General features: G+C 58.6%; 17 protein-coding genes. 8 read left to right on the forward strand and 9 right to left on the reverse strand.

The window, feature by feature from the left end; all coding sequences use genetic code 11:
- Nucleotides 1–27: 27 nt before the first annotated feature.
- From KI614_RS03095 to KI614_RS03105, 3 genes are read right to left on the reverse strand one after another with little or no spacing between them, the layout of a single operon-like run.
- On the reverse strand, nt 28–432 hold the full coding sequence (locus KI614_RS03095) for a hypothetical protein (RefSeq protein WP_226407796.1): 405 nt from the start codon (nt 430–432) through the stop codon (nt 28–30).
- A gap of 17 nt (nt 433–449) precedes the next feature.
- A complete protein-coding gene (locus tag KI614_RS03100; protein WP_226407797.1) occupies nt 450–1,877 on the reverse strand; it encodes a S41 family peptidase in 1,428 nt (475 codons plus the stop codon).
- Nucleotides 1,874–3,247 carry a murein hydrolase activator EnvC family protein gene (locus KI614_RS03105; protein ID WP_226407798.1) on the reverse strand — a complete coding sequence of 458 codons (1,374 nt, stop codon included), beginning with the start codon at nt 3,245–3,247 and terminating at the stop codon, nt 1,874–1,876. The genes KI614_RS03100 and KI614_RS03105 overlap by 4 nt, the downstream gene beginning before the upstream one ends.
- A 195-nt stretch (nt 3,248–3,442) precedes the next feature.
- On the opposite strand from KI614_RS03105, the gene KI614_RS03110 reads away from it, so the two are divergent.
- The 6 genes from KI614_RS03110 to KI614_RS03135 are packed head-to-tail and all read left to right on the forward strand — an operon-like array spanning nt 3,443 to nt 6,330.
- The gene (locus KI614_RS03110) at nt 3,443–3,712 is read left to right on the forward strand and encodes an ArsR/SmtB family transcription factor (protein ID WP_371810513.1); all 270 of its coding nucleotides are present in this window, start codon (nt 3,443–3,445) and stop codon (nt 3,710–3,712) included.
- A 10-nt stretch (nt 3,713–3,722) separates the two neighbouring features.
- Nucleotides 3,723–4,142, forward strand: a complete 420-nt coding sequence (locus KI614_RS03115) for a rhodanese-like domain-containing protein (protein WP_226407799.1) — start codon at nt 3,723–3,725, stop codon at nt 4,140–4,142.
- Nucleotides 4,139–4,399 (forward strand): glutaredoxin 3, encoded by a 261-nt coding sequence (gene grxC, locus KI614_RS03120; protein ID WP_226407800.1) that lies wholly within the window; start codon nt 4,139–4,141, stop codon nt 4,397–4,399. The genes KI614_RS03115 and grxC overlap by 4 nt, the downstream gene beginning before the upstream one ends.
- A gap of 33 nt (nt 4,400–4,432) precedes the next feature.
- The gene (gene secB / locus KI614_RS03125) at nt 4,433–4,894 is read left to right on the forward strand and encodes a protein-export chaperone SecB (protein WP_226407801.1); all 462 of its coding nucleotides are present in this window, start codon (nt 4,433–4,435) and stop codon (nt 4,892–4,894) included.
- A gap of 3 nt (nt 4,895–4,897) precedes the next feature.
- On the forward strand, nt 4,898–5,344 hold the full coding sequence (locus KI614_RS03130; protein WP_226407802.1) for an SH3 domain-containing protein: 447 nt from the start codon (nt 4,898–4,900) through the stop codon (nt 5,342–5,344).
- A complete protein-coding gene (locus tag KI614_RS03135) occupies nt 5,341–6,330 on the forward strand; it encodes an NAD(P)H-dependent glycerol-3-phosphate dehydrogenase (protein ID WP_226407804.1) in 990 nt (329 codons plus the stop codon). The genes KI614_RS03130 and KI614_RS03135 overlap by 4 nt, the downstream gene beginning before the upstream one ends.
- On the opposite strand, the gene trmL is transcribed toward KI614_RS03135, so the two are convergent.
- Together trmL and KI614_RS03145 are read right to left on the reverse strand one after the other, a co-directional pair.
- Complete coding sequence (gene trmL, locus KI614_RS03140) at nt 6,327–6,791, reverse strand: tRNA (uridine(34)/cytosine(34)/5-carboxymethylaminomethyluridine(34)-2'-O)-methyltransferase TrmL (protein WP_226407806.1); 465 nt, start codon at nt 6,789–6,791, stop codon at nt 6,327–6,329. The genes KI614_RS03135 and trmL overlap by 4 nt on opposite strands.
- A 53-nt stretch (nt 6,792–6,844) precedes the next feature.
- On the reverse strand, nt 6,845–7,564 hold the full coding sequence (locus tag KI614_RS03145; RefSeq protein ID WP_226407809.1) for a ComF family protein: 720 nt from the start codon (nt 7,562–7,564) through the stop codon (nt 6,845–6,847).
- 80 nt (nt 7,565–7,644) lie between these two features.
- Between KI614_RS03145 and bioB the strand changes: the two genes are divergently transcribed.
- Together bioB and KI614_RS03155 are read left to right on the forward strand one after the other, a co-directional pair.
- Nucleotides 7,645–8,628, forward strand: coding sequence for a biotin synthase BioB (gene bioB, locus KI614_RS03150; protein WP_226407811.1), 984 nt, complete (start codon nt 7,645–7,647; stop codon nt 8,626–8,628).
- Nucleotides 8,625–9,503 carry a methyltransferase domain-containing protein gene (locus KI614_RS03155; RefSeq protein ID WP_226407813.1) on the forward strand — a complete coding sequence of 293 codons (879 nt, stop codon included), beginning with the start codon at nt 8,625–8,627 and terminating at the stop codon, nt 9,501–9,503. Before bioB ends, KI614_RS03155 begins: the two co-directional genes overlap by 4 nt.
- Here the strand turns inward: KI614_RS03155 and KI614_RS03160 are convergent, their stop codons facing one another.
- The 4 genes from KI614_RS03160 to KI614_RS03175 all read right to left on the reverse strand — a co-directional run bounded on the left by KI614_RS03160 (nt 9,504) and on the right by KI614_RS03175 (nt 12,236).
- Entirely contained in the window at nt 9,504–10,193 is a 690-nt protein-coding gene (locus tag KI614_RS03160) for a sulfite oxidase heme-binding subunit YedZ (protein ID WP_226407816.1), read from the reverse strand.
- A gap of 5 nt (nt 10,194–10,198) precedes the next feature.
- On the reverse strand, nt 10,199–11,074 hold the full coding sequence (locus KI614_RS03165; RefSeq protein ID WP_226407818.1) for an HDOD domain-containing protein: 876 nt from the start codon (nt 11,072–11,074) through the stop codon (nt 10,199–10,201).
- Nucleotides 11,043–11,474: a CBS domain-containing protein gene (locus KI614_RS03170; RefSeq protein WP_226407820.1), complete on the reverse strand. Its 432-nt coding sequence runs from the start codon at nt 11,472–11,474 to the stop codon at nt 11,043–11,045. The genes KI614_RS03165 and KI614_RS03170 overlap by 32 nt, the downstream gene beginning before the upstream one ends.
- A gap of 126 nt (nt 11,475–11,600) precedes the next feature.
- On the reverse strand, nt 11,601–12,236 hold the full coding sequence (locus KI614_RS03175) for a c-type cytochrome (protein WP_226407822.1): 636 nt from the start codon (nt 12,234–12,236) through the stop codon (nt 11,601–11,603).
- Nucleotides 12,237–12,256: the final 20 nt, after the last annotated feature.

The following is a 12,256-nucleotide window of genomic DNA, read 5'->3' on the forward strand; positions in this document are numbered from 1 at the left end:
ACTTGCGCCGACACGAGGCATCCCGTTCTATTTATATTCCCGCCACTCCGGCGGCGTGTCGTCGTGGTCGCCGTGCGGGTGATGCTCCCAAGCCTTGACGTAGGCTTCCTGCGAGGAGCGCTTGATGCGCCGCTCGGGGGCGCCAATGTTATGTAGCTGAGTATCTTCGACGTAGTGGATGAGCGCACGCGTCAGCTTGCTCATCAAGGTGTTGTCGAGGTGGAAACCCTTGTCTTCCAGGTGGCCTTCAAGCTCTTCCAGCGTATGTTGGGTCAGCTCGTAGCTGACGCCGACCACCCGTTTTTCATGTTTTGGTTCGACGGCAACCTCATCGAGAGTCAGCAGGTCGTCAGCCGCTTCCGGCACTTGGCCGGGGGGGAATTTTGCAAACAGGATTTCGCGCTTTTTCTTGAGATCCGCGTTAGTCATCATCCCTCCCGGTGGCTGAATTACTGAGCCTTATTTTGCATGATCTGAAGCCCCTTGAGAAGATTCAGGGCTTGCTGGAACTGATAGTCGGTCTTCGAGGCATATTCCAGGCGGGGCGGCATGTCCTCGTCGCTCTCGTCCTTGCTGCTCTTGTCCTTGGTCGTCTTGGCCGGGGCTTTTTGCTGGAGCTTGGGTTCCGGCTTGGCCACTTCCTTGGGCGTCTCTTTTTCCTTGTCGTTGATCAGGTGACGGTCAAGGTCTGCTTCGCGGATACGCATGCCGCCGCCACTGCCGTTCGCGGTTTCTTCAACGAGGATGTCGGGAACAATGCCCTTGGCTTGGATCGAACGGCCATCCGGCGTGTAGTAACGCGCCGTGGTGAGCTTGATCGCCGTGTTGCCCGGCAGCGGCAGGACTGACTGGACCGAGCCCTTGCCGAAGGTCTGCGTGCCGAGGATGACTGCACGTTTGTGGTCCTGCAGTGCGCCGGCAACAATCTCAGAGGCCGAAGCCGAGCCGCTGTTGACCAGAACAACCATGGCTACTTTTTTGGCCTCGACCGGCATCACCTTGAGCGGGTCTTCCTTGCCGCCGCGCAGATAGTCCTGCGGACGGGCCCGGAACTCCTGCTTGGCGTCGGGAGTGCGGCCGTCTGTCGAGACGATTTTGACATCGGGTGGCAGGAAGGCTGCAGAGACGCCAATGGCGCTGTTCAGCAAACCACCCGGATCATTGCGCAAATCGAGGACCAGGCCTTGCAGCTTGTTGCCGTTTTCCTTGTACAGGCCGGCAACGTGACGGGCGATATCCGCCGTTGTGTTTTCCTGGAACTGGGTGATGCGTACCCAGCCATAGCCCGGCTCAACCAGTTTCGACTTGACGCTCTGGACCTTGATGACTTCGCGGATCAGCGTGACTTCGATCGGCTTGGTTTCGCCTTTGCGCAAAATCGAAATTTTGAGCGGTGTTTTCGGCTTGCCACGCATTTTCTTTACGGCTTCGGCCAGGGTCAGGCCCTTGACCGGGGTGTCATCGAGTTTGAAGATCAGGTCGCCCGCTTTCAGGCCGGCCCGGTAAGCCGGTGTATCTTCGATGGGGGAAACCACCTTGACCAGGCCGTCTTCCATGCCGACTTCGATGCCCAGCCCCCCGAATTCGCCTTGAGTGCCGACCTGGAGATCCTTGAATGCGTCGGCATCAAGGTAGGTGGAGTGTGGGTCGAGGTTGGAAAGCATGCCGGAAATGGCATTGGTGATCATCTTCTTGTCTTCGACCGGCTCGACATAGCCTTGCTTGATTGCGCTGTACACCTCCGCAAAGGTGCGCAATTCGTCGATCGGCAAGCCTGCTTTACTCTCCTTGTCGGCGAAGGCCGGGAGATTCAGGCTGATGAGTGCGCCGGCGACAAAGGCGCCCGCAACCAAACTGATTGTTTTCGTTTTGCTCATTTCAAACTGGCCCATTTCATCGGGTCGATCGGTTGCCCTTGGTGGCGGAGTTCAAAGTATAAACCGGATTCCGGGTTGCCTCCGCTGTTGCCTGCGGTGGCGATGGTTTCTCCGCCCTTGATGTTCTGGCCGACCTGTTTGAGCAAGGACTCGTTGTTGCCATAGATCGAGAGGTAGGCATCGCCGTGGTCGACGATTAGGATATTGCCAAAACCGCGCATCCAGTCGGCAAAGACCACGCGGCCGCTGGCCACGGCCTTGACTTCGCTGCCGCCAGCGGCACGAATGAAGAGTCCGCGCCAGGTGCCGCCGCCATCGCGCGGCGAGCCGAAGCGGCCGCTGACCGTGCCGCGCACAGGCAGGCGGAGGCTGCCTTTCTGGCGGGCAAAATTACCGTTGCTGGCAACCGGTTCGTAGTTGTTTTCGGCTTCGACGGGTTTCTGGCGTGGCGCTTCGGCGGTTTCTTCTCTGCGGGGCGGGGTTTTCGATTCCGGCTCGGTACGCTGTTTTGCTTTTTGGCGCGCCGCCTCGGCTATTTTTGCTGCCTCCGCCGCGCGAGCCGCTTCTGCTGCCTTGGCGGCCTGTGCGGCGAGTATTTTCGACAGTCGGTCGATCAGGCTGGTCAGGCGTTTTTCATTCTGCTGAAGATTGCCGATTTCCTTGCGCTGGGCGGCTACCTTGTCCGATATCTGGGCGTGCAGACGTTTGCGCTCTTCGCGCTGCTTGTTGAGTTCGGCGACGCGAACCTGTTGCTGTGCTTCAACTTCTTTCAGTTCTGCCGCTTGTTCCTTGGCATCTGCTGCCAGGGCGCGCTTCTTGTCGAGTGTGGCGTTGATCTCGCCCATCAACTCGGCCCGGGTCAAGGCAATGGCCGAAAAATAATGGAGATCGCGCGCGACCTGGTTGGGGTCGTCGCCGTTGAGCAGTAGCTGGAGAGAGTCCGGGGTGCCGCGCAGGTATTGCTTGTAGAGCAGCTTTTCGAGCTGGCTTTGTTGCTGGTTGAGTGTGACTGCCAGTTCCTTTGACTGCTGCTCAAGGTTTTCGAGTCTCTTTTGCAGTCGACCGCGCTGGTCGGTCAGTTCGTGAAGCTCGCGTTGCAGCCGGGATATCTGGCGTTCGGATTCGCGCAGGCGATCAGCAGCGTCTGCCTTGTTTTCTTCACTGGTGTTGAGGTCCTTGCGCAGTCCCTCGATCCTGCCGCGCAGTTCGCCAAGGTCGGCCTGACGCTCGGCGATTTCAGGCGTGGCGGTCGGCGATGGCGCGGCTTTCTTGGCAGCATGGGCTGGCGTCAGGGTCAGTGCCGACAAGGCCAGAACGCATGTCGCTGCAGCACGCAGCGCCGGGGCGCAAATGGAGATTTTTTTCGGCAAATATTTCAACGGCCTTGGGTGGGTGTCTGGGGCGGGCGAAGCGAACGAATTTGCACGCACGGATTTCCCTGATTGATGTTGATTAAGGTCGGCGAAACCGAAACCATTATTTTATAATGATCCATTCACCGATAACGAGGTTTTATCTTGGAAGCTCCTTCCGTCAATCTGATCGACAAGCAGGAACACATCGAAATGGCTGCGCGTGCGCTCAAAGCCATCGCGCATCCGCTGCGTCTGAAAATTCTGTGTGTCCTGGGGGATCAGGAAGCCTGTGTGCAGGAGATCGTCGAAGCGGTCGGAACCTCGCAAAGCAATATTTCCCAGCATCTGGCGATTTTGCGTGAGAAGGGCGTTTTGTTGACGCGCAAGGATGCGAATCGTGTTTTTTATCGGGTAGGCGATCAGCGTACCCTGCAGCTCGTCGGTATGATGCGCGAAGTGTTTTGTGGTGTAGAGGAATAGTTGAATGCCGATGGATTTTATTAATCAGAATATCCTGCTCATTTCGCTGGTGGCCATGAGCGCCTTTGGTTTGCTCATGCCCTTGCTCAAGGGGCGTCGCGCCAACGAGTTGAGTCCCGCCGAGGCGACCCAGCTGATCAATCGGGAAGATGCGCATATCGTCGATGTGCGCGAGGCTGATGAATTTGCTGCCGGCCACTTGCCGGAAGCCAGGCACATTCCGCTGGCCAAACTGGCTGAGCGGGCCGGCGAGCTCGAAAAATTCAAGGACAAGCCGCTCATCATTTGCTGTGCCGCCGGTATGCGTTCGGCCAAAGGGTGTGGCGAACTGGGCAAGCTTGGTTTTGCCAAGGTGTACAGCCTGGCAGGTGGGGTTGATGCCTGGGTGGGCGCCGGTTACCCGGTCAAGAAGGGTAACCGCAACAAATGAGTGCGCATGTCCTGATGTATACGACCGCTGTTTGTCCTTACTGCGTGCGAGCCAAGCAATTGCTGGCGGCACGGGGTGTGACGGGCATCGAAGAGGTTCGGGTTGATCTCGATCCGGCGCGTCGCGAGGAAATGATGCAGCGCACGCAGCGGCGTACCGTGCCGCAAATTTATATTGGCGAGACGCATGTCGGTGGTTGTGACGACCTGATTGCGCTCGATGCGGCAGGCAAGCTCAAACCCTTGCTTGGCGCCTGAACCCGATAACCATTAATTTACTGAAAGAAAATCATGGAACAAAACGAACAGCCCGTCTTCGGTATTGAAAAGCTCTACGTCAAGGATCTCTCCATCGAAGTGCCGAATGCGCCGGAAATCTTCCTGGCGAGCGAAGCTCCGCAGGTTGAAATCAGCCTGAATACCGGTGGTCGTGGCGTTGGCGAAGGTGTTTTCGAAGTCGTGCTGACGGTGACGGTGACTGCCAAGCTGGGCGAAAAGACGGTTTTCCTGGTTGAAGTCGGTCAGGCCGGTGTTTTCCGCATCATGAATGTGCCGGATGAGCAAATCGAGCCGCTGATTGCCGTTGCTTGCCCGAACCTGCTGTTCCCGTATGCCCGCGAAGCCATTTCGACGGCGGTAACCCGCGCCGGTTTCTCGCCGATCGTGCTCCAGCCGGTGAATTTCGAATCGATGTACATGCAGCGTCTGCAAGAGCAGGCTGCTGCAGAGCAACCAGAAGCAACGCTGCAATAAGCCATGACCATCTGGCGCCGGGCACTGCCCTTCATTGCATTGCTCGGTGCTGCAGGTGCAGCACCGGCTGTCGAATATCGTTCGGTCGATGTACCGGCAGCCGTGCTTTACGATTCACCTTCGCAGAAGGGCAAGAAGCTCTATCTGATCAAGGCGCAGACGCCGGTCGAGGTGATTGTCCGCCTTGAGGGATGGTTCAAGATTCGCGATGCCGAAGGCTCGCTGGCCTGGGTTGAGTCGCGCTATCTCGGTGATCGCCGGACGCTCGTCGTCACAGCGCTGAAGGCTGAAATCCGTCAATCGGACAAGGCTGACGCTCCTGTTTTGCTCGAACTCGACAAATGGGTGGCGGTTGAACTGGTCGAGCCGGCTTCGCCGGGATGGGCCAAGGTGCGCCATCGTGATGGCGTGACCGGCTATATTCGTTCGACGCAGGTCTGGGGTCTATGAAAATTACGTTGCTCGGCGCAGGCGCCTGGGGCACGGCATTGGCGATTGCCTTTGCCGGCAAGCATGATGTCACGTTGTGGTCGCGCGAAGAGGATGTCGCGGTCGACTTGCTGGATACCCGTGAAAACAAACGCTTCTTTCCGGGCTATCGCTTGCCCGACTCGGTCGCTGTGTCGACCGATTTTTCTGCGGCAGTAGCCTCGGCCGAGTTGTTGGTCGTCTCGACGCCGATTGCCGGTTTGCGTCCGACGGCTGAGCGCCTCAAAACCCTGAATTGCACTCTGCCATTGCTGTGGGTGTGCAAAGGCTTTGAGGCAGGGACGGGCTTGTTGCCGCACCAAGTCGTCATTGATGTGCTGGGGCAGGAGGCCGTTTGTGGCGCACTGTCCGGCCCCAGCTTTGCCGAGGAAGTGGCTGCCGGTCAGCCAACCGCCGTGGCGCTGGCCACCAATCACCCCGAGTTTGCCCGCGAAGCAGCCCGTCAGCTGCATACCAGTCGTTTGCGCATTTATGCCAATGATGATCTGGTGGGCGTCGAAGTCGGCGGGGCGGTCAAGAATGTGATGGCGATTGCGACAGGGACGTGCGATGGTTTGGGCCTGGGCCTGAATACCCGCGCTGCGCTGATGACGCGTGGCCTGGCTGAAATTGCCCGTCTTGGGTTGGCGCTGGGTGCCAGGCGCGAGACTTTCATGGGCTTGGCCGGCATGGGGGATCTGATTCTGACGTGCACCGGCGACCTGTCGCGCAACCGCCGCGTCGGGCTGGCCTTGGCGGAGGGCAAGTCCCTGCCGCAAATTCTTGAAGAACTCGGACATGTGGCCGAGGGGGTCTATACGGCACGCGAAGTCGATCGTCTGGCTCGCCAGTATTCGGTCGATATGCCGATCAGTGCCGCTGTGGCTGCCGTACTTGATGGCCGCCTGAATGCTGCGCAGGCGGTCGAGCAGTTGATGGCGCGCGACCCGAAGGAAGAGCTGGCTTAAGTCGCGCCCTTGAAGCCGCTCTGACGCCAGGCTTCAAACACGGTCACGGCAGCGGCATTCGATAAATTCAGGCTGCGCTGATCTGCCTGCATGGGCAGGCGGAGTCTGTTTTCCGGCAAGAATTCGGCCAGTATCTCGGGCGGCAAGCCGCTGGTTTCCCGTCCAAAAACAAACACGTCATTGTCATTCAGTGTGGTTGAGAACGGGCTGGCATGACCCTTGGTGGTCATTGCAAACATCCGGCGATGCCCCAGGGCCTGACGACAGGCTGCCCAGTCGGGGTGGCGAACGACGCGGGCGTATTCGTGATAGTCCAGTCCGGCCCGGCGCAAGCCCTTGTCGTCGATATTGAAGCCGAGCGGTTCAACAAGATGCAGTTCGGCGCCGGTATTGGCGCATAAACGAATGATGTTGCCGGTATTGGGCGGAATTTCGGGCTGGTAGAGGACGACGGCGACCACGATGTAATTGGCTGGGTTCGGAGGGGGCGGATTAAAGCACGAATTGATTGCGCTTAGTGTTTCAGGGTGCGCGCGGCAACGGCGACACTGACTGTTTCCGCGCCATGTATTTTCAGAATGCGAGCGCATTCGTTCAGGGTTGAGCCGGTTGTCATCACGTCATCAACCAGCAGAATGCGCTGCCCGGTGTAGTCTTTGCGGCATTCGAACGCGCCGGCCACGTTTTTATGGCGCTCCTTGTGCGGCAAATCGGCTTGTGGCCGGGTGGAGCGCGTTCGTTGCAGATGGTGATATTCGACCGGTCGGTTGAGCGCCTTGCCCAGTGCGCGCGCTATTTCCATGGATTGATTGAAGCCGCGTTCGAGCAAGCGGGCCGGATGCAGTGGCAGAGGAATGATCAAGTCGTGGTCGCTTGCTGTCAGCTGCGTGGATAGCCGCTCGCCGAGCCATTCCGCGACAGATAACTGGTGGCCGTATTTCAGGCTGTGAATGATGCGGTCGACCGGGAAATCGTAGCGAAATCCGGCGACGACCTTGTCGAAGTGCGGTGCTTTGTGGAGGCAGGCGCCGCAACGTTCGCCGTAGCTGGTCTGCTCGGCGCAGGATGGGCAGCATTGGGGTGGCATGCCGGGCAGTTCGGCAAGGCAGTCGGCGCAGATCACGCGGCTGCCGCTGTCTTCTGCGCAGAGCAGGCAACTGCCGGGAAGTGCATTCGAAAGTCCCTGCACAACATGCTTTAACGCTTGCCGCAGGGGCTGGGGTAAAATTGACATGATTCAGAGCGTCCTCGATAATCCATAATTACCGTTGTTTTCGTATCTGATTTTTATCGTTTATTTTCGCAAGGCCACTCATGCAAGCAAGCACTCTCGCCGCCGTTTCTTCCACTCCGCAGTCTGCTCCTGCCCGTCGCTGGACGGCCGAGGAGGTGCTCGCCCTGTACGAGCTGCCGCTCATGGACCTGATCTGGCGCGCCCAAGGCGTGCATCGTGAAAATTTCGATCCAAATGCCATTCAACGCTCGACGCTGCTTTCGGTCAAGACCGGTGGCTGTTCCGAGGATTGCAGCTACTGCTCGCAGTCGGCGCGCTATGAAACCGATACCCAGCGCGAACGCCTGATGCCGCTCGACGAGGTCGTTGCTGCTGCCAAGGCCGCCAAGGACAAGGGCGCTTCCCGTTTCTGCATGGGCGCCGCCTGGAAGGGGCCGAAAGACAACGATCTCGACCGCGTGCTCGACATGGTGCGTGAGGTCAAGGCTCTCGGCATGCAGACGTGTGTCACGCTCGGTATGCTCAAGGACGGTCAGGCTGAGAGGCTGAAAGAAGCCGGCCTGGATTACTACAACCACAATCTCGATACGGACAAGGAGTTCTACGGTCAGGTGATCAAGAGCCATACGCACGACGATCGTCTCGATACGCTCGAGCAGGTGCGTGATGCCGGGATCAATGTTTGTTCCGGCGGGATTATCGGCATGGGCGAATCGCGCAAGAATCGCGCTGCACTGATCGTCCAGCTGGCCAATCTGCCGAAGCCGCCCGAGTCTGTGCCAATCAACAACCTGGTACCGATTCCGGGGACGCCGCTGGCCGCCAACGAGCGTCTTGATCCATTCGAGTTCGTCCGGACCATCGCCGCCGCCCGCATTGCCATGCCATCCTCCTGGGTGCGCCTCTCGGCCGGTCGTCAGGAAATGACCGACGAACTCCAGACGCTGTGCTTCCTGGCTGGCGCTAATTCAATGTTCTACGGTGACCGTCTGTTGACTACCGATAACCCGGAAGCCGACCGCGACGACGCATTGTTTGCCCGCTTGGGCGTCAAGGCGGTTTGAGCGCCACTTTCGTCGACCGGCAGCAAGTCGGTCGACGGTTTTCCCGCGTTGCGGCGAATTACGATCAGGCCGATTTTTTCGTCCGCGAGATCGATCGTCGGATGCAGGACCGGCTTGACTACGTCAAGCTTGCGCCCCGGCAAATCCTAGATCTCGGCTGCGGTCGCGGTGGCAGCTTCGCGGCTCTGGCGACGCGTTATCCGGACGCGCATTTGCTCGGGCTGGATCTTTCGCCGGCCATGCTGCAGGCCGCCCAACCGCGCCGCGTGAGCTGGCAGCGCTGGTTGGGGATGGGCGCATCGAATCAGCCAGCCCTTCTGGCGGCGGATGCAGCCCATTTGCCCATCAAGTCGCGGTCGACCGCGCTGATCTGGTCAAATCTGCTGCTCCACTGGCTAGATGATCCTTTGCCGGCGCTGGCTGAAGCGCACCGTGTGCTCGAAGTGGGCGGCTTGCTGATGTTTTCGACGCTGGGGCCTGATTCGCTCAAGGAGTTGCGTACGGCATTCGGTGATGGTTACGCACACACCCAGCGTTTCATCGACATGCATGATCTGGGTGACATGCTGGTTGGCTGCGGTTTTAGCGACCCGGTGATGGACATGGAAGTGATCACGCTGACTTATGACGATCTCGATGCCATGTTTGCCGAATTAAGGGCGGCTGGCTCCAGTTGTGCGATGAAAGCCCGGCGGCATGGCCTGACTGGCCGGGAAGTCTTGAGTAAGGCGCGTCAGGCGTACGAGACAATGCGCCGGGATGGCAAGCTGCCGGCGACTTTCGAGGTGGTTTACGGCCACGCGTGGAAGCCGGAGCCCAAGCAGGCACCGGACGGCCGTGCGATCGTTCGCTTCGACCTGCCACGCACTAAATGACTACTTGGGCCGCTGCCTGAAAAAATGTAGCGGCTTGCTGGTGATCGGCGTAGTCGCGGGTATGGCCTTGCGCTGTCGCTCCCTGATTCTCCAGCCAAGCAATGCGATCAGCGTAGCACTGCCGGCGAGTGACCAGATCAGGGTGTCTGCCTTGCTTTGCCAGAGGTAATGGATGGCGGCCAGAATTCCGATCAGATAGATGTTGCGGTGCAACTCCTGCCAGCGGCGACCGCCCAGTCGCCGTATGGCCAGCTGGTTTGAGGTGGCGGCCAGAGGAATCAGCAATGCGAAGGCAGCGAAGCCAATGGCGATGAATGGTCGCTTCAAAATATCCCCGGCGATCTCGTCGACCGCGAAAGCGTGCTGAAACCCGACGAATGAAAGAGCGTGCAGCACTGCGTAGAAAAAGACGAACAAGCCCAGCATGCGGCGCAAGCGAAGCAGCCAATGCCACTGTGTCATGCTGCGTAGTGGCGAGATGCTTAGCGTCAGCAGCAAGAAGCTGAAGGTCCAGAAACCGGTGCGACGTTGGATAAATTCGGCCGGCTGTGCGCCAAGGTCGCCAGCCCATGCTGCCTGGGCCAAGCATCCAAAAGGGATCAGGGCGAGGGAAAAAAGCAGGGCTTTGAGCCAGCTGAGTTGTTGGCTATCGGGGTGCCAGGCAATCGCCCGGTGTTCTCTTGCGGTCATCCGGTTCAGGCTGCAAGAGCCTGTTTTAGTTCCCTGATGTCTTCTTCTGCATCTTCGATCAAATCGGCAAAGCGTTCTCGGTCGATTTTACGGAGTGCCGATTCCTCCGGGGGGAGGCCGGCTTCGAGCCAGTCGTGGTCGCAGCCGGCAAGCAGGTTGGCAAAATATAAGACATCGCTGACGGTGCAGGGGTTTTCGACGTTCTGTAGTCGATCATGCTCGCGGATAGCGGTGGTGATGGTCTCTGGCAGGCCAAGAACGTGCAACAGGCTTTCGCCAATGCTGTCATGCCAGCCGATCAGCAATTCGATCATGTGGCTTCTGTCGTTGCTGTATTCGGGAAATTCCGCAGCGCAGTACAGGAGATAAAAAATCCCGATATCGTGTACCAGCCCGGCCAGCATTGCCTGATCCGGATTGATGCGACCAAGGCGGCGAGCCAGTACGCGGGCGATCGCTGCAACCTGCAGCGAGTGTTCCCAGGCATTTCGGGCGATGTCGGTAAAGCTGGCCAGGTTTCTCGAGCGCAGCATCTGGTCCAGTGCCACGGCCAGCGAGGTTGTGCGTACAACTTCAAAACCCAGGCGGCTGATGGCGCTGGCCAGGTCGCTGATTTGCCGGCCGCTGGTGTTGTAGCTTGCCGAATTTGCCAGCCGCAGAAGTTTGCTCGAAATCAGGGGCTCGACACTGACCACCTGAGCGACCCGTTCCGTGGTGGCATTCGGGTCGTTCAGTACATTGCGGACGAGTACCGCAGCGTCAAGGCAGGTTGGGAAATTGAGGTGCCCACAAAGGTTGCGGGCGATTTCGTCCAGGATCGAGAAATGCTTGCTGCGGTCGACGTCCATTTCAGCCTGAAATATAGCGTTCCAGTTCGGCAATCAGAAATTGCTGGGAACTGATGGTTTCCTTGACCAGGTCACCAATCGAAATCATGCCGGCGACGCTGCTATCGTCATTCAGCACGGGCAGATGCCGAAAATGTTTCTCGGTCATCAAGGCCATACATTCATCCAGGCTCGCCGCTGGTGTCACGTAAGCCACCTTGTCGCTCATGATTTCGCGTACTTGGGTGTCTTTCGATGTCTTGCCCTGGAGGATGATTTTTCGAGCGTAGTCGCGTTCCGAGAAGATGCCGACCAGTTGTTCGCCATCCAGAACGAGGAGGGCGCCTACATCGTGCTTGGCCATCACGCTGAGCGCGTGAAAAACAGTATCGCTTGGTGCTACGACAGCCAGAGGGCGGTCTTTGTTGGCGAGCATTTGCTTGAGTGTTTTCACGGGGTGTCTCCTCTGTCGGGTGAGCTTGTTTTTGCTTCTGCAGTCTATCCCGCTGTGTTCTGCCTGCCAAGGTCAAAAAAGAAAAGGCAGCCGAAGCTGCCTTTGCATTGGGTTTTCTGCCTTGGCTTAACGCAGGCCGGCGGCGTATTCCGATACAGCCTTGATTTCAACGTCCGAAAGCTTGGCGGCGATCGTGCGCATCATCTTTTCCGGGTCATTGGCGCGTTCGTCAGCGCGGAATGCCTTCAGTTGGGCTTCGGTGTATTCCGGGAACTGGCCGGCCAGCTTTGGATATTGTGCCGGCAGACCTGCGCCAGCCGGGCCGTGACAGCCTGCACAGGCAGGAACGCCCTTCTTGTAGTCGCCTTGGCGCCACAGTTTCTGGCCCAGAGCAATCTTGGTTTCATCCTTGGCAGATGCCGGCTTGGCTTTCTGGCTGGCAAACCAGGCGGCGACATTTTTCATGTCTTCGTCAGAAAGCGGGGCGGCCATGCCACCCATGATCGGGTTGTTACGGGCAGCCGGCTTGCCATCGGCAGCCTTGAAATTCTTCAGTTGCTTGTAGATGTACTCTTCAACCTGGCCAGCCAGATGCGGATTGGCTGAAGCGGCGCTGTTGCCGTCGGCGCCGTGACAGGCGACACAAACGGTCTCGGCAATAACCTTGCCTTTGGCAGGGTCGGCTTTGGTTTTGGCTTCTTCGGAAGCGTTGGCGATGAAACTGGTGGCGAGAAGGACTGCCATTGCCGCTGTACGGATCATTTTCGAACTCCTTGTGCGCA

This window comes from Dechloromonas denitrificans (assembly GCF_020510665.1).
Lineage (GTDB): Bacteria > Pseudomonadota > Gammaproteobacteria > Burkholderiales > Rhodocyclaceae > Azonexus > Azonexus denitrificans_B.